At 72.9% G+C, this 22,373-nt stretch carries 26 protein-coding genes; 9 read left to right on the top strand and 17 right to left on the bottom strand.

The window, feature by feature from the left end; translation table 11 throughout:
• Positions 1-4: 4 nt before the first annotated feature.
• From WBK31_RS19095 to WBK31_RS19085, 3 genes are all read right to left on the bottom strand, one after another.
• Complete coding sequence (locus WBK31_RS19095) at positions 5-799, bottom strand: thioesterase family protein (RefSeq protein WP_364053205.1); 795 nt, start codon at positions 797-799, stop codon at positions 5-7.
• A gap of 846 nt (positions 800-1,645) precedes the next feature.
• Entirely contained in the window at positions 1,646-1,996 is a 351-nt protein-coding gene (locus tag WBK31_RS19090; protein ID WP_406675335.1) for a VOC family protein, read from the bottom strand.
• A 67-nt stretch (positions 1,997-2,063) separates the two neighbouring features.
• On the bottom strand, positions 2,064-2,729 hold the full coding sequence (locus WBK31_RS19085) for an L-2-amino-thiazoline-4-carboxylic acid hydrolase (protein WP_406675334.1): 666 nt from the start codon (positions 2,727-2,729) through the stop codon (positions 2,064-2,066).
• Positions 2,730-2,965: 236 nt separating this feature from the next.
• Between WBK31_RS19085 and WBK31_RS19080 the strand changes: the two genes are divergently transcribed.
• The 4 genes from WBK31_RS19080 to WBK31_RS19065 all read left to right on the top strand — a co-directional run bounded on the left by WBK31_RS19080 (position 2,966) and on the right by WBK31_RS19065 (position 5,126).
• Complete coding sequence (locus tag WBK31_RS19080) at positions 2,966-4,072, top strand: helix-turn-helix domain-containing protein (RefSeq protein WP_406675333.1); 1,107 nt, start codon at positions 2,966-2,968, stop codon at positions 4,070-4,072.
• Between the two features lie 297 nt (positions 4,073-4,369).
• The gene (locus WBK31_RS19075; RefSeq protein ID WP_364053193.1) at positions 4,370-4,801 is read left to right on the top strand and encodes a type II toxin-antitoxin system PemK/MazF family toxin; all 432 of its coding nucleotides are present in this window, start codon (positions 4,370-4,372) and stop codon (positions 4,799-4,801) included.
• Positions 4,798-4,932 carry a hypothetical protein gene (locus tag WBK31_RS19070; RefSeq protein ID WP_406675332.1) on the top strand — a complete coding sequence of 45 codons (135 nt, stop codon included), beginning with the start codon at positions 4,798-4,800 and terminating at the stop codon, positions 4,930-4,932. Before WBK31_RS19075 ends, WBK31_RS19070 begins: the two co-directional genes overlap by 4 nt.
• Complete coding sequence (locus tag WBK31_RS19065) at positions 4,929-5,126, top strand: hypothetical protein (RefSeq protein WP_406675331.1); 198 nt, start codon at positions 4,929-4,931, stop codon at positions 5,124-5,126. Before WBK31_RS19070 ends, WBK31_RS19065 begins: the two co-directional genes overlap by 4 nt.
• A 119-nt stretch (positions 5,127-5,245) precedes the next feature.
• Here the strand turns inward: WBK31_RS19065 and ptsP are convergent, their stop codons facing one another.
• From ptsP to WBK31_RS19025, 8 genes are read right to left on the bottom strand one after another with little or no spacing between them, the layout of a single operon-like run.
• Complete coding sequence (gene ptsP / locus WBK31_RS19060) at positions 5,246-6,901, bottom strand: phosphoenolpyruvate--protein phosphotransferase (RefSeq protein WP_364053187.1); 1,656 nt, start codon at positions 6,899-6,901, stop codon at positions 5,246-5,248.
• Positions 6,894-7,175, bottom strand: coding sequence for an HPr family phosphocarrier protein (locus WBK31_RS19055; RefSeq protein WP_364053184.1), 282 nt, complete (start codon positions 7,173-7,175; stop codon positions 6,894-6,896). The genes ptsP and WBK31_RS19055 overlap by 8 nt, the downstream gene beginning before the upstream one ends.
• Positions 7,176-7,186: 11 nt before the next feature.
• Positions 7,187-8,191 (bottom strand): zinc-dependent dehydrogenase, encoded by a 1,005-nt coding sequence (locus WBK31_RS19050; protein WP_364053181.1) that lies wholly within the window; start codon positions 8,189-8,191, stop codon positions 7,187-7,189.
• Positions 8,188-8,613 carry a PTS sugar transporter subunit IIA gene (locus WBK31_RS19045; protein WP_364053178.1) on the bottom strand — a complete coding sequence of 142 codons (426 nt, stop codon included), beginning with the start codon at positions 8,611-8,613 and terminating at the stop codon, positions 8,188-8,190. Before WBK31_RS19045 ends, WBK31_RS19050 begins: the two co-directional genes overlap by 4 nt.
• Complete coding sequence (locus WBK31_RS19040) at positions 8,606-8,914, bottom strand: PTS lactose transporter subunit IIB (protein WP_364053175.1); 309 nt, start codon at positions 8,912-8,914, stop codon at positions 8,606-8,608. Before WBK31_RS19040 ends, WBK31_RS19045 begins: the two co-directional genes overlap by 8 nt.
• A gap of 3 nt (positions 8,915-8,917) precedes the next feature.
• On the bottom strand, positions 8,918-10,027 hold the full coding sequence (locus WBK31_RS19035; protein WP_364053172.1) for a PTS mannitol transporter subunit IICB: 1,110 nt from the start codon (positions 10,025-10,027) through the stop codon (positions 8,918-8,920).
• A gap of 32 nt (positions 10,028-10,059) precedes the next feature.
• Positions 10,060-11,037, bottom strand: a complete 978-nt coding sequence (gene pfkB / locus WBK31_RS19030) for a 1-phosphofructokinase (protein WP_378788282.1) — start codon at positions 11,035-11,037, stop codon at positions 10,060-10,062.
• Positions 11,034-11,795, bottom strand: coding sequence for a DeoR/GlpR family DNA-binding transcription regulator (locus tag WBK31_RS19025; RefSeq protein WP_406675330.1), 762 nt, complete (start codon positions 11,793-11,795; stop codon positions 11,034-11,036). Before WBK31_RS19025 ends, pfkB begins: the two co-directional genes overlap by 4 nt.
• Before the next feature lie 102 nt (positions 11,796-11,897).
• On the opposite strand from WBK31_RS19025, the gene WBK31_RS19020 reads away from it, so the two are divergent.
• A complete protein-coding gene (locus WBK31_RS19020; protein WP_406675329.1) occupies positions 11,898-12,794 on the top strand; it encodes a hypothetical protein in 897 nt (298 codons plus the stop codon).
• Positions 12,795-12,887: 93 nt separating this feature from the next.
• Here WBK31_RS19020 and WBK31_RS19015 read toward each other — a convergent pair whose 3' ends face one another.
• From WBK31_RS19015 to def, 4 genes are all read right to left on the bottom strand, one after another.
• A complete protein-coding gene (locus WBK31_RS19015; RefSeq protein WP_364053160.1) occupies positions 12,888-13,256 on the bottom strand; it encodes an MmcQ/YjbR family DNA-binding protein in 369 nt (122 codons plus the stop codon).
• Positions 13,257-13,331: 75 nt separating this feature from the next.
• Positions 13,332-14,825 carry a pyridoxal-dependent decarboxylase gene (locus WBK31_RS19010; RefSeq protein WP_364053157.1) on the bottom strand — a complete coding sequence of 498 codons (1,494 nt, stop codon included), beginning with the start codon at positions 14,823-14,825 and terminating at the stop codon, positions 13,332-13,334.
• Positions 14,818-15,468, bottom strand: coding sequence for a helix-turn-helix domain-containing protein (locus tag WBK31_RS19005; RefSeq protein WP_364053154.1), 651 nt, complete (start codon positions 15,466-15,468; stop codon positions 14,818-14,820). The genes WBK31_RS19010 and WBK31_RS19005 overlap by 8 nt, the downstream gene beginning before the upstream one ends.
• A gap of 7 nt (positions 15,469-15,475) precedes the next feature.
• Positions 15,476-16,009 carry a peptide deformylase gene (def, locus tag WBK31_RS19000; protein ID WP_364053151.1) on the bottom strand — a complete coding sequence of 178 codons (534 nt, stop codon included), beginning with the start codon at positions 16,007-16,009 and terminating at the stop codon, positions 15,476-15,478.
• 60 nt (positions 16,010-16,069) lie between these two features.
• Here def and WBK31_RS18995 point away from each other — a divergent pair, with 60 nt between their 5' ends.
• Positions 16,070-16,954, top strand: coding sequence for a class I SAM-dependent methyltransferase (locus WBK31_RS18995; protein ID WP_406675328.1), 885 nt, complete (start codon positions 16,070-16,072; stop codon positions 16,952-16,954).
• Between the two features lie 281 nt (positions 16,955-17,235).
• On the top strand, positions 17,236-17,580 hold the full coding sequence (locus WBK31_RS18990) for a hypothetical protein (RefSeq protein WP_378788291.1): 345 nt from the start codon (positions 17,236-17,238) through the stop codon (positions 17,578-17,580).
• 54 nt (positions 17,581-17,634) lie between these two features.
• On the opposite strand, the gene WBK31_RS18985 is transcribed toward WBK31_RS18990, so the two are convergent.
• Both WBK31_RS18985 and WBK31_RS18980 read right to left on the bottom strand, forming a co-directional pair.
• Positions 17,635-18,150 carry a hypothetical protein gene (locus tag WBK31_RS18985; protein WP_364053142.1) on the bottom strand — a complete coding sequence of 172 codons (516 nt, stop codon included), beginning with the start codon at positions 18,148-18,150 and terminating at the stop codon, positions 17,635-17,637.
• Positions 18,151-18,250: 100 nt separating this feature from the next.
• A complete protein-coding gene (locus WBK31_RS18980) occupies positions 18,251-19,201 on the bottom strand; it encodes a hypothetical protein (protein ID WP_378788293.1) in 951 nt (316 codons plus the stop codon).
• Positions 19,202-19,331: 130 nt separating this feature from the next.
• Between WBK31_RS18980 and WBK31_RS18975 the strand changes: the two genes are divergently transcribed.
• Both WBK31_RS18975 and WBK31_RS18970 read left to right on the top strand, forming a co-directional pair.
• Positions 19,332-20,279: a GNAT family N-acetyltransferase gene (locus WBK31_RS18975; RefSeq protein ID WP_364053136.1), complete on the top strand. Its 948-nt coding sequence runs from the start codon at positions 19,332-19,334 to the stop codon at positions 20,277-20,279.
• A gap of 140 nt (positions 20,280-20,419) precedes the next feature.
• Complete coding sequence (locus tag WBK31_RS18970; RefSeq protein ID WP_364053133.1) at positions 20,420-22,285, top strand: propionyl-CoA synthetase; 1,866 nt, start codon at positions 20,420-20,422, stop codon at positions 22,283-22,285.
• The last annotated feature ends 88 nt before the right edge of the window (positions 22,286-22,373 follow it).

Here is a 22,373-nt window from a genome sequence, read left to right as displayed (position 1 = left end):
CCCGCTACCCGGCGCTGGGCGGCTTCGTCATGGCGGAGCCGTTGGCGAGGGCCGTCACCACGCAGAAGCCGAACGGCCCGGCGGCGTCGTGCACGGTCACCTGACCGGTCGCGACGCCGCCGTCGCTGACGTGGCCGGTGCTCTCCATACCGATGAGGTCGCCCTCGGGCGGCCTGGCCAGGGTCAGCGTGTAGTCGGCGTTGATGAACCGCAGGCCGTCGGCCTGGGAGTTGCTGAGCGGGCTGGCGAAGTCGGCGGCCAGCGCGGCCCGTACGATCGGGGTCAGCGGTTCGTCGTCCACCAGCGCGAACCGCTCGCGCATCCACACCCGGCCCGGCCCCGGAGCGCCCCACTGCGTCACCCGCCACAGGTCGAACGGCGGCGTCCACGGCCCGTTCGCCTCAACCGGCGGTCCTTCGGGCGGCGGCACGTCCCAGGCGGGCGTGACCAGCGACCGCTCACCGCCGGGCTGCTCGCCCTCCCGCAGCAGCACCGCACTCGCCCGCGCGATGACACCCTGGGCGGTGGAGATCGTCGCGTCCGCCACGCGGATCCTGCGGCCGTCTCTGACCAGGGAGGTCTCGACGGTGACCGGCAGCATCGGGCTGTTGCGGAACAGATCGACGGTCAGCCGGGCGAAGCGCAGGCCAGGCCGGGCGTGCCGCTGCTCGATCGCGCGTGCGGCCAGACCGCCGAGCAACCGGCCGTGCAGCATGCCGGGGGACCAGGGACCACGGGCGTGCGGCGCGGGGACGTACTCGTCCCGCTTGAGCGTGAAGAACGCTGACTCTGACGACACAGAACGAAATTCTAGAGCAAGGTGCGCGCGTGAGATCGCTCGCCGCCGGATGAGCGGCTACCGGCTACCGGCGGCGCAGCCGGCGAACGAGCGTGGCATTGCGGCCGGAATGTGGCCTGTAGGGCTCCTAGCCTGCCGCGCATGCCATCGCTCATCGACGACCACGTCCTCGACATCGCCCAGGACGAGCTCGACGACCTGCGCGAGCGCCTCGCCGGCACCCGCTGGCCGGACGCGCTCGACGCGCCGCCATCCAGGGCACCAGGCCGCAGACCCTCTCCTACGCGCTCACCGACTCACCGGCCGGGCTGCTCGCCTGGAACCTGGACGCGTCCGCCTCCCGGGGCCGGGACGTCGGCGGGCTCGACCCGGGCGACATCCTCACCAACGTCGCCCTCTACTGGTTCACCGGCACGGCGGGCTCGGCAGGCCGCCTGTACAAAGAGAGCCTGCCCGACTAGGCCCCGCCCGCCGCCCCCGATCCCACGCCGACCGGCATCGCGGTCTTCCCCGGCGACACGACCGTGCGGCGGTACGCCGAGCGCGTGCACAACGTCGTGCACTGGTCGGAGTTCGAGCGCGGCGGCCACTACGCCGCCGTCCAGGCTCCCGACCTGCTCGCCGACGACATCAGGACGTTCTTCGCGAAGCTGACCTGACGGGCCGGGCCGGCCGCTGCGGCTGCCCGGCCGTCCGGCGAACGCGAATGCCCGCACGCGGCGGGGCCGTTGACCGGCGACGCGAGCACCCGCGCGACCGAGCGGCTGGGACAGGGGCGAACGCCCGCGCGGTGGCCGGGCCGCTGGGCTCGGGTAGGGACCGCCCCCAGCGGCCCGGCCATGCCGTCTAACCGGCGGCCATGATGCAGAACGGATGCCCCTCGGGATCGACGAGCACCGTCCAGCCGTCACCGCCAGGCTGGAACTCCGGCACCGTCGCACCCAGCGCGACCAGCTCCTTCTCGGCCGCCTCGACATCGGGCACGGTGAGGTCGAGGTGCGCGTGCTTGCCGCCACCCGGCCACCCCGGCCCTTGATAGCCGTCGATCCGCTGGAACGACACCGAGACCGGGCCGCCCTCGAGCGACGCGAAATCGGCGTCGCCCGTCTGCTTCCAGCCGGTCGCCTTGGCGTAGAAGCCGGCGAGGGCGACCGGGTCGGCGCAATCGAACACGATGGACGAAATGTTCGCTGTCATGGAGCCCAGCGTGCCGGGGGAGCGGCGGCCCGGTCTTGAACATCCTTGCGGCCCTCGGACAGTGGCCTCAGCGGGTGCGGACGAAGTGGAACGGGCAGTGCGTACCGCCCGTCCCGATGGTGGTGCGGCGCTCGAATCGGAAGCCGTGCCGGTCGGGCGCGATGGCCTCGATCCAGTTCGCGTCGAACGCGCACATGACCGGAGTCAGCTCCGGCGCCCCGTTGGCGAGCAGGACATCGTGGTAGAAGCACCGGCGCACCTCGACGTGGTAGCGCTCGCCGTCGTCGACCGGCCGGGCGAAGACGAACCCCTTGCCGAACGCGTGCTCCTCACGCGACTTGCTCAGCTCCACCATGGCCTGGAACGCGTCCTGCGCGCCGTCCAGCATCGCCCGGGTGCCCTCCTTGAGGGAGTCGCCGAGCGGTTCGATGAAGGCCGCGCGTACGGCGGCGATCGCCTCTTCCCTGCCCAGCCTGGGCGAGAGGACCTCGTACGCGGCGACCAGAGCCAGGGTCATGCGCAGGTTGTGGCGGGCAGGCTCATCGACGATCAGATGCGCGTTCGCCGCTTCGAGCTCGTCCTGACGCGCCCGCATGGCGGCGGTGAGAGGCGCGTACTCGGGCAGTGCAGTGGCGAGGTGCTGGTAGAAGGCGCCCAGCAGCAGCGCCGTGTCGCGCTCCGGATCGGGGATGTAGTGGTCGGCGCCGGTGAGTCCGAACGGGTCGGTGGACATGCGGTTCCTTTCGTGTACGGCTCGGCGCGTACACGACCGCGATCCCGCCTGGAGGCACGACCGGCCGTGCTCGCGACCGAGCGAGCAGGCCAGCGCACTCCACCGACCGACCAGGCGCTGACAAGCTGTTGTCGATGTGTCGCCGCCCAGTTTGGCACGAGCCCGGCGATCACGTCCACGGCCGCCGAGGCTGCGACGGGGCGGAATTGTCGGAGGCGGTGGCTAACGTTTCCGGCGTGCGTTCGTCAGTGTCTCTGGCCTCCGGTCCCGGGTTCCGGCTCGACGTCGTGACCTGCGTCGACGATCACCGCCGGTGGTCGGCTCCCGAGGTGAGCGACCGCTATCGGGTGGTGCTGGTGCGGCGGGGCGTGTTCCGGCGGATGACGCGCGGGCGGGCCGTCGTCAGCGACCCGACGATGGCCTACATCGGGCTGCCCGGCGAAGAGGAACGCTTCGCCCACCCGGCGGGCGGCGACGTCTGCACCTCCCTGTCCCTGTCGCCCGGTTTGTGGCGTACGCTCACCAGCGCGATGCCGCTCCACGACGGCGCCCGTACGTCCGGCGACTCCGGCCCAGCCTTCGCGGCGCCGGCGTTCTACGTGGACGCCCGCCTCGACCTCGCCCACCGCCGCGTCCTCAGGGCGGCCCGCGACGGCGACATCGCGTACGAGCTGCCCGAGACCCTGATGCTCCTCCTCCGCGCCGCCCTCGCCCCGGCCACGTCCGCTGGTGATGGCGCTCCGTCCCACGTCACAGCGGCGCCTACCCGGCGCACCGCCGCAGGGCCGGGCGCGCAGGCCGGTCCGCGCGGCGAAGCCCCGGCGATGACCTCTGCACAGGTGGCGGGGCGGACGCACGCAGCATTGACCCCGTCGCAGGCGCCAAGGAGGGAGGACGCGGTGACCGCGTCTCGGGTCGCTGGACGGAAGGACGCGGGGGTGACTTTGTCCCGGGCAGCGGGGCGGATGGACGCGGGGGTGACTTTGTCCCGGGCTGCGGGGCGGATGGACGCGGTCGGCATCGTTGGGGCCGCCCGTGAGGCGTTCGCCGCCGACGTCCCGGAGACCGCCACGCTCACGTCGCTGGCGGCCTACCTCGGCGTGTCCCCCTACACGCTCAGCCGCGCCTTCACCCGCGAGCTGGGCGTCTCCCTCACCCACTACCGCAACCGAGTGCGCGTCGGAAGGGCGCTCGACCGGCTCGAAGACGGCGCGCCGAGCCTGGCCGAGCTGGCCGCCGACCTGGGCTTCGCCGATCAGGCCCACCTCACCAGGACCATCCGCCGCCACGTCGGCCACACACCGACGGCGGTGCGCCGCCTGCTCGGCGCCCGGCTACCGTGACGGTCCCGGCTCGCGAGCATCATCGGTGGTCGCCTTCGGCGCAGCTGCGTTCCGTGGCGGCGGTCGGCCGCACGTCTGCGACTGTGTCGGCTGCTGTCCGCGCGGGAGCCACGTGCCGGCGCCTGTTGCGGTTCGGCTCTTGCAGGAGGCCCTGTCCATTCGGAGGTGTCGTCATCGGGCCGGTGCGTGGCGTCTCCTGCGGGCAGGCGAGCAGAGGGCGCGAGCTTCCGGGGCGATGCCGTGGTCGTGCGGCGGGCGGGGTGGATTTTCGGAGGGTGCGCGCCGTAAGCTCCCCCAATGCGTGATCTAGGTGAGGACCCCCGCCCCGCCCGGGGCGCCGTACGTGAGGTCTACGACGTGCGCGGCGCCGCCACTCTGGCGTACTCTCCCGACCTCGACGGCCTGGCCGACCCGGGGGAGATCGTGTGGGCGTGGGTGCCGTACGAGGAGGACCCGTCCCGGGGCAAGGACCGGCCGCTGCTGGTCGTGGGACGTGCCGGGCGGCGGTTGCTCGGCATGATGCTGTCCAGCAAGGGCGACGACGGCCCCGAGTGGCTGGAGCTGGGACGGTGGGGGAACGACGACCGCGTCTCCTACGTCCGCCTCGACCGGGTCTTCGAGCTCGACGAGGACGACATCAGGCGCGAGGGCGCGGTGCTGGACGGTGAGCGGTTCGCCAGGGTGGCGGCCCGGCTGATGAAGCTGCACGGCTGGAAGGTGGGCAGGTGAGGTTCTCGCCTGCGGCCCGGTCGTTCGTGGCGGGGCTGCTGGTGAGCAACAGCGCACCCCACCTGGCCACGGCCGCCACGGGACGCCGCCACCTCACCCCGCTCGCCAGCCGCGCTCCGGGCCGGGCGTGAACCTGGTGTGGGGGCTGGCCAACCTGGTCGGCGGGCTCGCGCTGCTGCGCTCGGCGGCCAAGACCGGGCGTCCGGGCGATGCCTGGGACGGGCGGCTGGTCGCGTTCGAGGGCGGGTGCGTGGCGTTCGCGGCCTGGATGGCCGCCACCGAACGCCTCACGCACATGAATCACAAGGAGCGGTCCGCCGATTGACCGGTCTTCGGTGGCCGTGCCCCCCCACGACGTCCACGACCGCCGCGCCTCACACGGTGAGCCGTCCCGCCCGGACCGCCCTGCTCCCAGGTTTGAGCCGACCGGGCGGGACGGTCAGGTCATTCCAGGGCGGCTCGCGCGCGTTCGCGGCATTCGGCGAGCGTCAGGCCGGCCAGGGCCTCCCGTACGGCGGGGACGCACACCGGCGCCATGGACAGGCTGGTCACCCCCAGCCCCACCAGCAGCGGCGCGAGGAGCGGGTCGCCCGCGGCCTCCCCGCACACCCCCACCGGCTTGCCCGCCTCCTGCCCGGCCCGCGCGCACATCGCGATCAGCTCCAGCAGCGCGGGCTGGCGCGGGTCGAGGATGTCGGCGAGGGCGGAGTGCTGGCGGTCGGCGGCGAAGGTGTACTGGGCGAGGTCGTTGGTGCCGATGCTGAGGAAGTCGACCTCCTGCAGCAGGCGGTGTGCGCGCAGCGCCGCCGCCGGGACCTCGATCATGACGCCCACCTTGGCGATGCCCTTGGCCCTGGCGCGGCGGGCGAACGCGCCGGCCTCCGCGACCGTGGTGACCATGGGCGCCATCACCCAGGGTTCGGTGCCGGTGCGGCGGGCGGCCTCGGCGATGGCGTCGAGCTGGGTGTCGAGTACGTCGGGCAGCAGCCGGTCCACGCGCAGGCCGCGTACGCCGAGCGCCGGGTTCTCCTCGCGCGGCAGGCCGAGGAAGGGCAGCGGCTTGTCGGTGCCCGCGTCGAGCGTGCGCACGATGACGCTGCCGCTCCCCGCGAACACCTCGGCGTACGCGCTCACCTGCTCCTCATGCGACGGCGCCTGCTTACGGTCGAGGAACAGGAACTCCGTCCTGAACAGTCCGACACCCTCGGCGTCCGGCCGCAGGTCGGCGGCCGAGCCGATGTTGAGCAGCAGCCTGACCGGGTGACCGTCGGCGGTCTTGCCCGGCCCTGAACCGGCGGCGAGCCTGGCCCTGCGTGCCTGTTCGGCCTCGGTGACCGCGGCCGCCTCCGCCTCGGTGAGGCCGACGGCGATCTCGCCGGTGGTGCCGTCCACGCCGACGACGGTGCCGTCCTGAAGGTCCATGACGCCCTTGCAGGCCACCACGGCGGGCAGACCCCGGGCGCGGGCCAGGATCGCGGTGTGGCTGGTGGGCCCGCCGCGCTCGGTGACCAGCGCCAGCACGTCGTCGCCCAGCCCCGCCGTGTCGGCGGGGGAGAGGTCGTCGGCGGCCAGCACGTACGGGTGGCCGGGGTCGGGCAGGCCCGGCATGGGCAGACCGAGCACCGACGCGACGGCGCGGTGCTTGAGGTCGTCGAGGTCGGCGGCGCGTTCTGCCAGGTAGCCGCCGAGCGCGGCCAGCGCCTCGCGGTGCTGGGCGAACGCGGCGTCGAGCGCGTGGGCGGCGTCCACGCCCGAGGCGGCCCTGGACTCGGCGTCCTCGCGCAGCATCGGGTCCTCGCAGATCATGGCGAGCGCTTCGAGGATCTCGGACGCCTCGCCGCCGGCCTCCGCCGCCCGCCTGTTCAGGTCCTGGGCCACCGCCTCCAGCGCCTTGCCGACCGCGGCCACCTCCGCCGAGGGGTCGCCGACGGCGCGCGGCGCGGGCAGCGCGGGCGGGCCGGCCATCCGCAGCACCGGCCCGGCCGCCCGTCCCTGGCTCACACCGAGCCCGGCCAGCCGCCCCGCGCTCCCTTTCCACTCCCCCTCCCCGGCATCGGGGGACGGTGACGCGGGGACGGGCGGGGCGGTGTCGTCACGCATCGGGGGCCTCTTCCGCGTCGAGGTCGCGCGCCAGCAGCGCCGCCAGCGCGTCCAGCGCCTCCTCGGCGCCCGGCCCGTCGGCCTCCAGCGTGACCTCCGTGCCCTTCACGGCCCCCAGCGACAGCACGCCCAGCATGCTCTTGGCCGGTACGGCCTTGTCACCGGCGCGGATCGTCACCGGCACGCCCGCCTTGGCCGCCGCCTGCACGAACAGCTTGGCGGGGCGGGCGTGCAGGCCGCTGGCCGAGGCGACGACCACCGTACGTTGTGCCATGGCAGGACCTCCTAGGGCTCGATGGTGACCTTGATGGCCTCGCCCCGGCTGACCAGGTCGATGCCGTCCAGCACCCGCGGCAGCGGCAGCCGGTGCGTGATCAGGTCGGACACCACCACCGACCCTTCGGCGACCAGCTTCAACGCCTGGGCGTTGTTGGCGGGGCTGGAGCCGTTCGCGCCGACGATGGTCAGCTCGCGGTAGTGAACGAGGTTGGAGTCGAGCGAGATGATCGGGTTGTCCTTGGGCAGCCCGCCGAAGAAGCTGATGCGGCCCTGCCTGGCCGCCATCCGCACCGCCTGCTCCTGGGCGGCCCCCGAGGCGGCCGCGGTGATGACGACGTCCGCGCCGCGCCCGCCGGTCAGCTTCAGCACCTGCTCGACGGGGTCGCTGTCGATGGCGGCGTCGGGGCGTACGAGCTCGGCGGCCATGGCCAGGCGCTCGGCGTTGACGTCCACCAGGAACACCCGGTTGGCGCCGCGCGCCCGCGCCAGGCGGACGTGCAGGCAGCCGATGGGCCCCGCGCCCATGACCACGACGTCGTCGCCGGGCCCCACGCGGGCCAGCGTCTGGCCGTTGATCACGCACGCCAGCGGCTCGGCGACCGACGCCTCGGCGAAGCCCACCCCGTCGGGGATGGCGTTGACGCCGTCGACGGCGAGCACCTTGGCCGGGACGATCATGTACTCGGCGAAGCCGCCGTCGTAGTGGTAGCCCATCGACTCCTGGTTCGGGCAGACGGTGAGCCGCCCGCGCCGGCACTCGCCGCAGGTACCGCACGGGATGGCGGCGATCACCTGCACGCGCGCGCCGGTGTCGACGACCTCGCCGGCGATCTCGTGGCCCATCACGCGCGGCGGCACGATGTGGTGGTGGCCGAACTTGAAGATCTTGGCGTCGGTGCCGCACGTCGAGCAGTTGCGTACCCGGATCTTCAGTTCGCCCGGACCGGCGACCGGCTCGGGCGCCTCTTCGATCCGGATGTCGCCTGGCGCGTGGAAACGCGCGACCTTCATGTCAGCTCCTTCATCACCTGGGAGACCTCGGTGGCCTCCCGCAATGTCCGCGCCCTGCCGGGGTCGAGCAGGATCTCGGCGAGCGCCGCCAGCAGCGGCACGTGCCCGTCGTCCTTGGCCGCGATGCCGACGCAGAGCGTCACCTGCTCGCCGTCCCAGTCGACGCCGTCGGGGAAGCGCACCACGCAGATCGCGTCGCGCTTCACGGCCTCCTTGGAGGCGTTGGTGCCGTGGGGGATGGCGACGCCCTCGCCGACGTAGGTGGAGATCGAGCGCTCGCGTTCGAGCATCGCCTCCACGTACGACTCGGCGACCGCTCCCACCTCGACCAGCGCCCGCCCGCACCGGCGGATGGCCGCGGTGCGGTCGGGGGCGCTCTCGTGCAGCAGCACGGCCCGCGGGTCGAGCAGGCCGTCACGCATCGACCGTGCCGCCGTTCTTGATGGTGTTCACGAGCTTGGTCACCGCCGGGTCGCCGAGGAAGATCTGGAACGGGATGAGGACCTTACCCGGGGCGGCCGCCCTGGCACGGGCCGCCAGGCCGGAGTGGCAGACGATCACGTCGGCGTCCTCGGGGATGTTGTTGACCGGGGTGTGCTCCACGGTCACGCCCGTGTCCTTGAGCTGCTTCTTGAGCTGGGAGGCGAGCATCACGCTGCTGCCCATGCCCGCGTCGCAGGCCACGATGACCTTGCGGATGTCCTTGCTGTCGATGCCGGCCATGGCTCAGCTCTCCTTCTGAGTGGTTTCTACGATTTCGGCCTCTTGCGCCGCGCCGGGCTGGGCCTTCTCGCCCCTGCCGAAGCCGAGCAGGAGTGCGGCGATGACGAACGAGACGCCGGTCGCCACGAGGATCCCCAGGCTGGAGCCGAGCCAGCCGCCCTTGGGAGTGACCGCGATGTAGGCGAAGATGCTGCCGGGCGACGGGGTGGCGACCAGCCCGGCGCCGGTGATCATGAAGGTGAAGACGCCGGCCGCGCCGCCCGCGATGACGGCCAGGATCAGGCGGGGCTTCATGAGCACGTACGGGAAGTAGATCTCGTGGATGCCGCCGAAGAAGTGGATGATCATCGCGGCGGGGGTGGTGGGCCGCATGGCGCGCGGGCCGAAGAGCAGGAACGCCAGCAGCAGGCCGAGGCCGGGTCCGGGGTTCGACTCCAGCATGAACAGGATCGACTTGCCGCTCTCCGCCGCCTCGGCGACGCCGAGCGGGCTGAGCACGCCGTGGTTGATGGCGTTGTTGAGGAACAGCACCTTGGCCGGCTCGATGAGCACGGACGCGATCGGCAGCAGGTTGTTGGTGATCAGCCATTCGACGGCGTCGCCCGCCGCGCTGGTGACGGTCTGCATGACCGGGCCGATGGCGTAGTAGCCGACGATGGCCATCGCGCCGCCGACGATGCCTGCCGAGAAGTTGTCGACCAGCATCTCGAAGCCGGCCTTGGTCCGCTGCTCCGTGAACTTGTCCACATATTTCAGGACCAGCGCGGCCAGCGGGCCGATGATCATGGCGCCGAGGAACATCGGCTTGTCCGTGCCCACCACGACGCCCATCACCGCGACCGCGCCCACGACGGCTCCGCGCTGATCGTGCACCATCCGCCCGCCGGTATAGGCGATGAGGACCGGAAGCAGGATGCGGATGATCGGGTCGACCATCTGGGCGAGCGACTCGTTCGGCAGCCAGCCGGTCGGGATGAACAGCGCGGTGATGAGACCCCAGGCGATGAACGCGCCGATGTTCGGCATGATCATGCCGGCCAGATGGCCGCCGATGCGCTGGATGGTGGCCTTGACCCCGGTTCCGGTGACCGGGGGTGTGTAGGTGTCGGCCATGGGAGGTGCTCCTTTGGAGGATGAGCAGGAGATCAGCCGGGTTGCGGGAGTGCCGCGGGTACGGCGGTGGAGAGCGGACGTTCGGGGTCGGGCCGGCACACGGTGACGGCGTCGATGTCGATGTGGGCGGGGCCCGGCATGCGGCTGCCGGGCTGCTGGACGGCGGCGGCGCCCCAGGCGAGCGCCTGCGCGAGCGCGCCGGGGCCGCTGCCGCCCGCGGCGAGGAAACCGGCGAGCATGGCGTCGCCCGCGCCGACCGAGCTGCGCGGCACGGCGGCGGGGGCCTCGCCGTACCAGGTGCCGGCCTCCTCGACCAGGACGGCGCCGTCGGCGCCCAGGCTGGCAAGCACTGTACGCGCTCCCGCCGCGCGCAGCTCGCCCGCCGCCGCGACCACGTCGCCCAGGCTCCCGATCGGCATGCCGGTGGCCGCCGACAGCTCCTCCAGGTTGGGCTTGACCAGGTCGGGAGCGGCATCGAGCGCGTACGACAGCGCGGGCCCGCTGGTGTCGATCGCGACGTGGATGCCGGCCCCGGCGAAACGGCGGCACAGCGTGGCGTAGACGTCGGCCGGCACCTCGGGCGGCAGGCTGCCGGAGGCGACCACCCAGTCGGCGCCCTGGCCGCCGGAGTGCGCCGCGTCCAGCACGGCCTCGGCGATCGTGTCGAGCTCGGCGGGCGACAGCGCCGTGCCGGGCTCGTTGATCTTGGTGACGGTGCCGTCCGGCTCGGCCAGCGTGACGTTCGACCTGGTCGCGCCGGACACCGGCACGGTCACCATGTCCAGCCCCTCGGCGGCCAGCAGGCGGACGAGCTGCCTGCCCTCGTCGCCGCCGTACGGCACCACCGCCCGGCTCGCCACCGCGTTGGCGAGCAGCGCGCGCGAGACGTTGACCCCCTTGCCGCCGGGGTCGAGGTGGGCGGTGGCGGCGCGGATGACCGTGCCCCGGTCGAGCGAGGAGATCTCGATCGTGCGGTCGAGGCTGGGATTGAGCGTCAGGGTGACGATCACGCCCTGATCACCTCCGGTCCTGCGGCGGCCACGTCGGCGGCCTGGGCCACGTCGAGGCCGGTGTCGGTGATCACCACGTCGATCTCGCTCAGCTCGGCGAACGTCGCCAGGTAGGTGTTGCCGAACTTCGTGTGGTCGGCCAGCAGCACGCTGCGCTGCGCGGCCTTGACCATGGCCCGCTTGATCGCCGCCTCGGCCGGGTCGGGCGTGGTCAGGCCGCGGGTCAGCGAGCAGCCGTTGGTCGCCATGAACGCGACGTCGACGTTGAGGTGGGCCAGCGGGCGCAGCGCCCAGTCGTCCACGGTGGCCAGCGTCTTGCCGCGCAGCCGGCCGCCCAGCATGATCACGTGCAGGTTGGCGCGCGCGGCCAGGGCGGTGGCCAGCGGCGGCGAGTTCACCACGACCGTCAGCTCCCGGTCGGCCGGCAGCACCTTCACCAGGCGGCCCGTGGTGGTGCCGGCGTCGATGATGATCGATCCGTCCTCGGGCAGCTCGGCCAGCGCGGCCTTGGCGATGCGTTCCTTCTCGGCCGTCATGACCTCGTCGCGGGTGGCCAGCGCGGGCTCGAACCCCAGCCGCTCGACGGAGATCGCGCCCCCGTGCACGCGGCGCAGCACGCCCGCACGCTCCAGCGCCGTCAGGTCGCGGCGGATCGTCTCTGTGGTCACGTCGAGCTCGGCGGCCAGCGTCACCACGTCGACGCGGCCCGCGGCACGCGCACGTCGCAGGATCTCCTGCTGCCGCTCCTCGGCGTACATGATGTTGATTCACCGCCGTTTCGTGTTGGTTTCATCTGTGTTTATACCCGCTTAGTTGGGCAGGTCAAGGGTGTACTGGGGAGATCTGGTAGTTATAGGCGGATGCGAACCAAGGTCCTGGGATCCCTGCTCCTCGCCGGCACCCTCACCGCCGCGATCGCGACACCCGCGAAGGCCGCCGCCGCGCCCCGAGTCCCCGCGGGCACCACCGCGGCGTGGGTGGTGTTCGACCGTCAGGCAGGGAAGTTCGTCGCGCTGCGCAACGCGCACCGCAAGTACCGCTCCGCCTCCGTCGTCAAGATCCTCATCGCGATCGACTACCTGGAGGGGCGCAGGACCGTGCCCCCCGCCGACGCCAAGCTGCTCAAGATCATGCTGCGGTCCAGCGACGACGACGCCGCCTCCGCGCTCTGGGACCGGCTCGGCAAGGGGCAGATCATCGTGCGGCAGGCCCGCAGGCTCGGCCTGTCCGACACCACCCCGCCGCCCGCGTCCAAGCCCGGGTTCTGGGGCTACACCTCGCTCAGCGCGTACGACATCGTGCGCACGTACCGCTACCTGCTCGACAAGGCCGAGCCCCGGGTCAGGGACACCATCCTCGGTCACCTGCGCAAGGCCACGCCGTGCGGCACCGACGGCTTCGACCAGACCTTCGGCATCCCCGACGGCGTGCCCAAGCCGCACGCCGTCAAGCAGGGCTGGTCGGGCTTCGGCACCAGACCGCCCGCGCCGTGCACGGGCAACGCCAACCACGCCGCCGGTACCGCCGCCGCGGGCGGGGCCGTGGGGGCGCCCATCTCGTGGGTCGCGCAGCGGGCCACCGGCTCGGGCGTGCCCGACTACGGGCGGCCGGTGCTGCACACGACCGGGCTGGTGGGCCCTGGCGAGCGGTACGTGATGGCGGTGCTCACCGCCCACCCGGTCGGCGGCACGTGGAACGCCTCGGTCAAGCGCATCACCACACTGACCCGCGACCTCTACCGCTCGATCACCCGCTGATCCCGCCGCCGGGCGTCCTGTCCTATGGGGCGGGTGGGTGGCCGGTCGCCAGGGTCTCGCTCACGCGCTGGCACCGCCGCCTCGCCGCCCCCGTCAGGGCTTCGTTCCGCCGGAGAGGGCGGCGGCGCGTTCCTGTTCGAGGCGGACCTTCTTCGGTACGCACATCCGCCACGCCTCCAGCACCAGCTCGCGCATCTCGTCGGGATCGAGCGCGGCCACGCGCGCCTCCACCCAGTTGAAGCGCATGTCCGGCTCCCGGGGCAGGAGGAACTTGTCGGGCTCGGCGGCCACCAGCGCCGCGCGCTCCTCCTTCGGAAAGCCGAAGCCCATGATCGTCTCGTCGCGCGAGAACGCCACGTAAACGATCCTGCCCACCCGGAACTTGATCCGGTCGCGGATGAGATGTTCGCTCGTGCGCGGCAGCGTGAGCGCGAACCGGCGGACGTCCTCGACGGTGACCACGCCGCCAGGCTACTCCGCCCAGAGCCCGCGCCCGCAGCGCCTCCAAGAGCGATCGCTAGAGCTCCCGCAGCTCGTCTACAGGACCTTGGCGGCCAGCCTGATCTCCTCGAGCAGCACTTCGAGGTCCGCCTCCGTGGTGTCCGGGTGCAGGAAGCAGGCGCGCAGCGCGTCCCGCCCGCCCAGCCGGGTGCCGGTGATGAACGCGTTGCCGCGCACCTGCACCGCGTACGGCAGCGCCCGGTTGAGCGCGTCGAGATCGCGATCGCGCGGCGTGTGACGGAAGGCCGCGATCGAGGTGGTCACGGGGGCGAGCAGCTCGAAGTCGGGCGCCTGCTCGACCATCGCGGCGAGCGTGCGCGCCAGCCCGGAGGTGTGCTCCACGAGCCGCTTGATGCCGGCCCGGCCCAGGTGCGACATGGTCGCCCAGGTCTTCAGCGCGCGGAACGGGCGGGTCTGCTCCGGTCCGTACTCGGCGAACCAGCCCAGCTCGCCCGCGTTCTCGTCCACCAGGTACGACGGCACCAGGCTGAACGCCGCCCGCGCCGCCCCGGGATCGCGCAGCAGCGCGCACCCGCAGCCCACCGGCACGCCCAGCCACTTGTGCGGGTCGAGCGCCAGCGAGTCGGCCCGGTCGAGCCCCCGGTAGTGCGGTGCGGCGTCGTCGGCCAGCACGCCGAGCGCCCCGTAGGCCCCGTCCACGTGGAACCAGATTCCGTACGCGGCGGCCACGTCGGCGATCTCGCCGAGCGGGTCCACCGCGCCGGAGTTCACGGTGCCCGCGCTGGCCGCCACGCAGAACGGCCGCAGCCCGGCGTCGAGGTCCTCGGCGATCATGCGCCGCAGCGCGGCCGGGTCCATCCGGTACGCGCCGTCCACCGGCACCTTGCGCACGTTGCGCGCGCCCAGGCCGAGCAGCTCGGCCGCCTTGCGCAGGCAGCTGTGCCCCTCCTCGGTGACGTACAGGACCATCGGCGCCCGCCCGGACAGGCCGTCGCGGCGGACGTCCCAGCCGTCGGCCAGCGCCGCCCGCTGCCGGGCCGCCGACAGGCAGATCACCGTCGCCATGGACGCGCCGCTGGTCAGCAGCCCGCCGCCGGGCGGGTGCGGGAATCCGACCAGCTCGGCGAGCCAGCGCACGACCGTGCGCTCCAGGTGCGGGCCCGCGTGGTCGCCGCCCGCGCAGCTCGGGTTGAGCGCCGCGGCCAGCGGCTCGACCAGCACGCCGGCGGGGTTCGGCGGCGAGTTCACCCAGCCGAAGAAGCGCGGGTGGCCGTTGCCCATCGGGTACGGCAGGATGTGCTCGCGCGCGTCCTCCAGCAGCGCGCCCAGCGGCCTGCCGGTCTCCGGCAGCTCCTGCCCGGCGATCCAGGCCAGCTCGTCATCGGGCACCGGCCGCCACACCGGGCGCGCGGCGAGGCCGTCCAGGTGGCCCGCCACCAGCCCGGCGGCCCGCATCCCGGCCGTACGCAGCACCTCGGCCCGCATGCCGGACGTCGGCGGCTCATCGGCCCGGACACCGGCCGTCCCCGGCTCATCGGCCCGGACACCGGATGTACGCGGCTCATCCATCGTGCGGCTCCCTCCCCGTCTCGTGCCGCCCGGCTCCGTGGTGTCCCGCCGCGCCCGAGAGACCAGGCGTCAGCTCCATGGCGAGGTAGAAGACGCAGCCGCTGCCGGGATCGCCGGCGAAGGCGTGGCGGCAGTCGCCCGGGTAGTAGGCGGAGTCGCCCGCGCCCAGCTCGTACGGCCGCCCGTCGATCGTCAGCAGCAGCCCGCCGCGCTCGACGGCGAGGTACTCGCGCGACCCCGGCGCGTGCGGCGCGAACTCGCCCGCGTCCACGCCGGGCCCGATGGTCGTGCGCATGAACTCGAACTCCACGTCGCCGAGCACCGGCGACAGCACCCGCCGCTCCCAGCCCGACGGGTCGCGCAGCACCCGCTGCTCGGCGTGCCGCAGCACCCGCACGCCGCCGTGCGCGGGCTCGTCGAGCAGCCGCGAGATGGACGTGCCCAGCGCCGTGGCCAGCCGGTCGAGCACCAGCACGGTCGGAGTCTTCGCGCCCCGTTCGACGTCGGAGACCATGCTCCTGCTGATGCCGCTCAGCTCGGCGAGCCGCTCGATGGACAGCCCGCGCGCCCGCCGCTCGTCGCGGATGCGCCTGCCCAGCTCGGCCATGGACAGGCCGCTGGACAGCACCCCTTCGCCAGTCATTCCTCCACTATAGCGATGCTTTGTCCGCTTTAATGGATTCCTGGTACGCCTTCAGCACCTGCTTGCGCCGCTTGGCCGGCAGGCGGTCGATGTAGAGGTGGCCGTCGAGGTGGTCGGTCTCGTGCTGCAGGCAGCGCGCCAGCAGGCCGGTGCCCTCGACGGTGACGGGCGCGCCGGTCACGTCGAAGCCGCGCACGATGGCATGGTCGGGGCGGGGGAGCGGTGCGTACTGGCCGGGCACCGACAGGCAGCCCTCGTCGCCCGCGTCGAGGTGCCGCTCGCCGAGGCTCGGCAGCTCGAGTTCGGGGTTGACGACCACGCCCTTGTGCTGCTTGCCCTCGGCGTCGGGGCAGTCGTAGACGAAGACGCGCAGCGACACGCCGATCTGATTGGCGGCGAGGCCGACGCCCTCGGCCGCGTACATGCTGGCGAACATGTCCTCCACCAGCGCCGCCAGCTCGTCGTCGAAGCGGGTGACCGGCTCGCAGGGATTGTGCAGGACGGGGTCGCCCACGAGGGTGATCGGCCGGACCTCTGCCACGGACTCCGCCTTTCATGCAGTTCTCGTACGTCGTCGGGAAAAGTCTACGTACGCTGATCGATGTCTTGTCATGTGAGACAATATCTCTTGAATGATGAGACAGCGGCTAGGGTGGTGGAGTCCGCGATTGGAAGGAGTTCACCGATGAACGCCGTCTACACCCACGGCCACCACGAGTCCGTGCTGCGCTCGCACCGCTGGCGCACCGCCGAGAACTCCGCCGCCTACCTGCTGCCTCACCTGCGACCGCACATGAGGCTGCTCGACGTGGGCAGCGGACCCGGCACCATCACCGCCGACCTGGCGGGCCGCGTGGGGCACGTGACGGCCTCGGAGGTGAACGACGACGCCCTGGCCCTGGCCAGGGCCGAGATCGCCGCCAGGGGGCTGACGAACGTCGACTTCGCCGTGGCCGACGTGCACGACCTGCCGTTCCCCGACGGCTCCTTCTGCGTCGTGCACGCCCACCAGGTGCTCCAGCACGTGGGCGACCCCGTACGCGCGCTGCGCGAGATGGGCAGGGTCACCAAGCCCGGCGGCATCGTCGCCGCCCGCGACAGCGACTACGCCGCCTTCGCCTGGTGGCCGCGGGTGCCCGCGCTGGACGAATGGCTGGCCCTGTACGAGAAGGTCGCCCGCGGCAACGGCGGCGAGCCGGACGCCGGGCGGCGGATGCTGTCGTGGGCCCGCGCCGCCGGCTTCGGCGACGTCACCGCCACCTCGTCCACCTGGTGCTTCGCCACCCCGGGCGACCGGGAGTGGTGGGGCGGCATGTGGGCCGACCGCATCCTCGCCTCCGCGATGGCCCAGCAGGCCCTGGCCACCGGCGCCGCGACCGAGGCCGACCTGAGGCGCATCTCGGTGGGCTGGCGCGAGTGGGCGGCGGCCGAGGACGGCTGGTTCTCCGTCCTGCACGGCGAGATCATCTGCCGCGTCCCCGCCTGACCCGCCGTACGCGCGCCGCGGGAGCCTGACGCGCAGGAAGGGTGGCGCGGCGGGCACCCGGTCACGATGCCACGGCCTTGATCGCGCGAGCCGAAGAGGCGGCATGCGCCGGGTAATGACCGCACAATGCCCGGCCGCAACCCTGGCCGAGAGACCGTTCCCGATGGAGATTTGAGCGGGCGGGGAGACCTCCCTCTCCCCGCCCTTCGGCCGCCCGCCGCCTGGCGGGTGCGGCGGGGAGCGCCGCAGAAGGTCCAGTCAGTCCAGGGAAAGGGAAAAGGATGTCCGCATTCGCCAGAGGTGCCGCCGCGATCGCCGCCGCGCTGGCGCTGACCGCCCTGTCAGCCGGGCCCGCGCAGGCCGCGGGATCGGCAGCGAGCGCCGGTACGGTGTGCGTGACCGCGGTCGAACCCGACCGCGCCGTCTGCGTCTCCGCCGATCCGGGCTTCCACCCGCTCCAAGCGTCCGTCACGCGAGCGCAGAACCTCAGTTTCAACGCCGTACGGCTGCGCCCCGCCGAGGGGATCAGCGTCGCCTGCCTCGCTCCCGGCGCTTCGGTCACCTACTCCCAGCCCCGCAAGATCCTCGGCATCGACGTGCTCTCCAGCAGCACGTGCGTCGTCTGACCGGCTGACATGATCCGGCCCCGGGCGAGCCGCCCGGGGCCGCAATCCGGACGTCTAGCGGCCGACGGTGCGGACCCGCTGCCACTGCGGGTCGCGGTAGAGGACCATGTCGGTGCCGATCATCTCGTCGGGCGCCGACACCATCGCGATCTCGCCCGCCGCCTGCAGCTGCAGCAGCAGGTCGCGGACGCGCGGGCCGACCGGCAGCCGGCCCGCGGGCAGGCCGAGGCCGTTCCTGACCGTGTCGGCCACCTCGGACAGGTGGAACGGGCCGTCGAACCCCGCGACGACGCCGCGCACGATGGTCATCGTGATCAGGTGCTCGGCCTCGGCGTGCGCGAGCTGCCAGGTCACCTGCTCCTTGCGACGGCCGGTGCCGGCGCAGGAGGTGCACGGGCGCACCAGGTCCGGCGCCACCTCCTCCTCCGCCGTGCCCAGGCAGGCCGAGCACAGCCCGCTCTCGGCGGCGTGCACCTCGGCCGTCATCCGGCCGGCCATCAGCGCGCCGCACACGCAGGCGAACGTGTCACCCAGGATGCCGGTCTGTGGGGAGATCGCATGCTTGGTCACCGAGCCGACTCTACCGGTGATCGCCGCGTGCGCCGTCCCACGTGTCCCGCATGTCACTCCGGTCACACGGCGGAGAACGGGCCACATGGCGAAGCGGCGGTCAGAGCCGGACGTCGGCGAGGCCGCGCAGGCGGCGCAGCGCCTTGCGGGCAGCCGACACGACCTTCTCGTCCGGATGGTGGTCGATCAGCACCTGTAGCACCCGTCCCGTCCACGGATGGTCGCAGAAGGCGAGGATCGCGATCGTGCCGGCCTGCTCGTCGGCGTCCATCCCCATCGAGATCGACTCGATGACCTCGCGGATCTCGCCGCCGAACTCCAGCAGCGCCGCCGCCATGTCCACCAGCACCCAGGACATCTCCTCGGGCGCGGGACGCCGGTTGTCGCGGCCGGTCCTCGCCGCGATCACCGCGCCGAGCTTCGGCTGGTCGAGCAGCCGGGTCAGCGCCAGCCGCCCCTCGTCGCCGAGCGCCGTGGACAGCACCTCCACGCCGACCGCGCGGGCCAGCGGGCTCACCGTGCCGAGCGCGGAGGCGATCTCGGCGGCCGCGTCCGCCTGTCCGCGGCCCTTGAGCCAGCCGGCCAGCTCCTCGGTGCGCTCGGCCTCCGGGTACGAGCGCAGCCCGTGCAGCAGCGCCGCCGCGTCCGCCTCGGCCAGCGAGCCCATGACGGGGATCTCCTGCCCGGTGGTCTCGGCGATGATCTGCCGCGCCACCCACAGGCCGAGCCAGCTCAGCGTGTACGGCTCCTCCTGCCGCACCAGGCCCAGCCCGGTCAGCGTGGCGGAAGGCGCGCTCGCGGCCGGCTCCCTGGACAGGAACAACCTGATCAGCTCCAGCAGCAGGCCCTCGTCGCCGGCCAGCCGTTCGCGGCAGTGCGCGGCCCAGAAGCCGAGCACGTCCGAGTCCTCGGCGTCCGGCTTCAGCTCCCCGGCCTGCTCGCTCACCTCCTCGAACGAAGGCGCCGAGCGTACGGCGGAGGCGAGCGTGGCCGCGGCGGGCAACCGGATCGGAGGCTGCAGGGGCAGTGTGTCGTCGTCGTAGGAGCTCACCCGCCCATCCTGGCGCGAGATCTGGGCTAAAGTGCCCTCTGACACCGAAAAGCCGGAAGAAAGGAGGCGCTGAGATGTTCCGCACGTCCAGGGGCGCGCTCCGCGCCCGCTTCTGCTTCTCGGAGGATGCATGCGTTTCCGTCCCGCCCGGCGAGACGATCTAGACCGCCTGCTCGGCTGCGTCGTCGACGAGCCGATCAGCTGGGCCCACCCGGATCGGCTGCTGACGTTCCTCGGCACCGGCAGCTACCGCTACGACCGCATCTGGCTCGCCGAGGACGAGCAGACCGGCGAGATCATGGCCCGCGCCGTCTGGTGGAGCTTCCCCGACGGCGACCGCCCGCTCGCGCTCGACTGCCTGTACGTCCACCCGTCCGTCACCGATCGCCGCGCCCTGGCCGCCGAGCTGCTGCGCCGCGCCCACGACGCCTACGGGACCGTGCCCGAGTACCACGTGTTCGTCACCCCGGGCTGGCGCGACGACCCGGGCACGCGCGCCGCCGTCGGCTGGCGATGGGAGGCGGCCGGCAAGGCCGGGCTGACGGAGGAGCTGGAGCGCCTGCGCTACGCCTGGACCGACGGCGAGGCCCCGGTGCCGGAGCCGTCACGGCGGCTGGTGTTCCGCGCCGATGACGACGACGAGGCGTTCGTGGCGGCGTTCCGCCGGGTGGCGGAGGGCACGCTCGACTTCCACACCCGCCAGGCGCTGGCCGTCATGGACCCGGAGGAGCAGGCGCGCGCGGACGTGCGCGACTACACGTCCATGCGCGGCGACCGGTCATGGTGGCGGCTGGCCTACGACCACGGCGGCGACCTCGTCGGGGTCGCGCTGCCGTCGGCCAACGACGCCGGTCCCGTGGTCGGCTACCTCGGGGTCGTGCCGGAACGGCGCGGCCAGGGGTACGTCGACGACCTGCTCGGCGAGATCACCCGCTTCCACGCCGGACGCGGGGTGCGGCGCATCGCGGCCGACACCGACGTGGGCAACGTGCCCATGGCGCGGGCGTTCGAGCGGGCCGGCTACCGCGTCTTCGCCGTCCGGCTGGTCCTGTCGGCCGCCACGGGACGTTCCGTCTGACACGCTGAGCGATCGCCGTACGGCCGCTCGGCGACGCCGGCCGACCGTACGGCGACGCTCATCGACCGTACGGCGATCGCCGCCCGAACTCCCGCGCGTCACGTCTTGCGCCATCGGCGCACGCTTGTTCTGATCGACAAGTGAGTGCTTACGAGGCGGTCTACCGGCGCAGCATCGAGGAGCCCGAGGCGTTCTGGGGCGAGGCGGCCCGCGGCATCGAGTGGGACACGGCGGCGAGCACCGTGTACGCCGGCGGACGCTGGTTCCCCGACGGGCGGCTGAACACCTGTCACAACGCGCTCGACCGGCACGTCGCGGCCGGCCGGGGCGAGCAGGCGGCGCTGATCCACGACAGCCCGGTCACCGGCGTCACCCGCACCTACACCTACGCCGAACTGCTGGAGGAGACGGCGAGGACCGCGGGCATGCTGCGCGGGCTCGGCGTCACCGCCGGCGACACCGTGGTCATCTACATGCCCATGGTGCCCGAGGCGGTGGTGGCGATGCTGGCCTGCGCCAGGCTCGGGGCGGTGCACTCGGTGGTGTTCGGCGGGTTCGCGGCCGGGGAGCTGGCGGTGCGCATCGACCACGCGCGGCCCAAGGTCGTGCTGTCGGCGTCGTGCGGGATCGAGCCGAGCCGGGTGGTGGCGTACAAGCCGCTGCTCGACGACGCGCTCGCGCAGGCGAGCCACCGGCCTGACCGCTGCGTGATCCTGCAGCGGCCGCAGTGCCGCGCCGAGCTCACCGAGGGCCGCGACCTCGACTGGGCGCAGGCCGTCGCGGCGGCCGAGCCCGCCGGGTGCGTGAGCGTGGCCGCGACCGACCCGCTCTACATCCTCTACACCTCCGGCACCACGGGCGCGCCCAAGGGCGTCGTGCGCGACAACGGCGGCCACGCGGTCGCGCTGCACTGGAGCATGTCGAACGTGTACGGCGCCGCGCCGGGCGAGGTCTTCTGGGCCGCCTCCGACGTGGGCTGGGTGGTCGGCCACTCCTACATCGTCTACGGGCCGCTGCTGGCGGGCTGCACCACCGTGCTGTACGAGGGCAAGCCCGTCGGCACCCCCGACCCCGGCGCGTTCTGGCGGGTGGTGGCCACGCACGGCGTGCGCACGCTGTTCACCGCGCCGACCGCGATCCGCGCCATCAAGAAGGAGGACCCTTCCGGCGAATACGCGAAAAAGCATGATCTGTCGGGGCTGCGGTACCTCTTCCTCGCCGGCGAGCGCCTCGACCCCGACACCTACCACTGGGCCTCCGGCCTGCTCGGCATCCCCGTCATCGACCACTGGTGGCAGACCGAGACCGGCTGGCCCATCGCCGCGAACTGCGTCGGCATCGAGCGGCTGCCCGTCAAACCCGGCTCGCCGACCAAGCCCGTGCCCGGCTGGGACGTCCACATCCTCGACGGCGAGGGCCGCGACTGCGCGCCCGGCGCCGAGGGCGCGGTCACCGTCAAGCTGCCGCTCCCGCCCGGCGCGCTGCCCACCCTCTACCGCGACCCCGAGCGCTTCACCCGCTCCTACCTCGACCGCTATCCCGGCCACTACCTGACCGGCGACGGCGGCCACTTCGACGCCGACGGCTACCTCTACGTCATGGGCCGCATCGACGACGTGATCAACGTCGCCGGGCACCGCCTGTCCACCGGCGCGATGGAGGAGGTCATCGCCGCGCACCCCGACGTCGCCGAGTGCGCCGTGATCGGCGTCGCCGACGAGCTGAAGGGCCAGCTCCCCGTGGGGTTCGTGGTGCTCAAGGCGGGCACGTCCCGCGACCCGCAGGAGGTGGAGCGCGAGCTGACCGCCCTCGTACGCGAGCGCATCGGCCCGGTCGCCGCCTTCCGCCGCGCCGTCGTGGTGTCCCGGCTGCCGAAGACCCGGTCGGGCAAGATCCTGCGCGCCACGATGCGTGACATCGCCGACGGCCGCCCGTACACCACCCCGTCCACCATCGAGGATCCCGCGGCGCTGCCGGAGATCGAGACCGCGCTGAAGGGTACGTGACGATCAGGGCGAACCCCGACCGTCCTGGCGAACCGCCTGCGGCGCTCGGGACCGACGACGCATGATGGGACATCCCCAGTCCCCCGGG

Source organism: Nonomuraea sp. N2-4H (assembly GCF_045291505.1).
Classification (GTDB): Bacteria; Actinomycetota; Actinomycetes; order Streptosporangiales; family Streptosporangiaceae; genus Nonomuraea; species Nonomuraea fastidiosa.
The sequence above is the reverse complement of the archived record's forward strand: the minus strand, read 5'-3'. Positions and strand labels throughout refer to the sequence as shown.

What these genes read in the sequence shown, in the direction of transcription:
- WBK31_RS18995 (WP_406675328.1), top strand. Translation starts at nt 16,070, where the DNA reads ATGTCTTGTCATGTGAGACAATATCTCTTGAATGATGAGACAGCGGCT.
- WBK31_RS19035 (WP_364053172.1), bottom strand. Translation starts at nt 10,027, where the DNA reads ATGGCCGACACCTACACACCCCCGGTCACCGGAACCGGGGTCAAGGCC.
- WBK31_RS19075 (WP_364053193.1), top strand. Translation starts at nt 4,370, where the DNA reads ATGCGTGATCTAGGTGAGGACCCCCGCCCCGCCCGGGGCGCCGTACGT.
- WBK31_RS19090 (WP_406675335.1), bottom strand. Translation starts at nt 1,996, where the DNA reads ATGACAGCGAACATTTCGTCCATCGTGTTCGATTGCGCCGACCCGGTC.
- WBK31_RS19010 (WP_364053157.1), bottom strand. Translation starts at nt 14,825, where the DNA reads ATGGATGAGCCGCGTACATCCGGTGTCCGGGCCGATGAGCCGGGGACG.
- WBK31_RS18975 (WP_364053136.1), top strand. Translation starts at nt 19,332, where the DNA reads ATGCGTTTCCGTCCCGCCCGGCGAGACGATCTAGACCGCCTGCTCGGC.
- ptsP (WP_364053187.1), bottom strand. Translation starts at nt 6,901, where the DNA reads ATGCGTGACGACACCGCCCCGCCCGTCCCCGCGTCACCGTCCCCCGAT.
- WBK31_RS19025 (WP_406675330.1), bottom strand. Translation starts at nt 11,795, where the DNA reads ATGTACGCCGAGGAGCGGCAGCAGGAGATCCTGCGACGTGCGCGTGCC.
- WBK31_RS18990 (WP_378788291.1), top strand. Translation starts at nt 17,236, where the DNA reads ATGTCCGCATTCGCCAGAGGTGCCGCCGCGATCGCCGCCGCGCTGGCG.
- WBK31_RS19085 (WP_406675334.1), bottom strand. Translation starts at nt 2,729, where the DNA reads ATGTCCACCGACCCGTTCGGACTCACCGGCGCCGACCACTACATCCCC.
- WBK31_RS19005 (WP_364053154.1), bottom strand. Translation starts at nt 15,468, where the DNA reads ATGACTGGCGAAGGGGTGCTGTCCAGCGGCCTGTCCATGGCCGAGCTG.
- WBK31_RS19050 (WP_364053181.1), bottom strand. Translation starts at nt 8,191, where the DNA reads ATGAAGGTCGCGCGTTTCCACGCGCCAGGCGACATCCGGATCGAAGAG.
- WBK31_RS19045 (WP_364053178.1), bottom strand. Translation starts at nt 8,613, where the DNA reads ATGCGTGACGGCCTGCTCGACCCGCGGGCCGTGCTGCTGCACGAGAGC.
- WBK31_RS19055 (WP_364053184.1), bottom strand. Translation starts at nt 7,175, where the DNA reads ATGGCACAACGTACGGTGGTCGTCGCCTCGGCCAGCGGCCTGCACGCC.
- WBK31_RS19020 (WP_406675329.1), top strand. Translation starts at nt 11,898, where the DNA reads ATGCGAACCAAGGTCCTGGGATCCCTGCTCCTCGCCGGCACCCTCACC.
- WBK31_RS19040 (WP_364053175.1), bottom strand. Translation starts at nt 8,914, where the DNA reads ATGGCCGGCATCGACAGCAAGGACATCCGCAAGGTCATCGTGGCCTGC.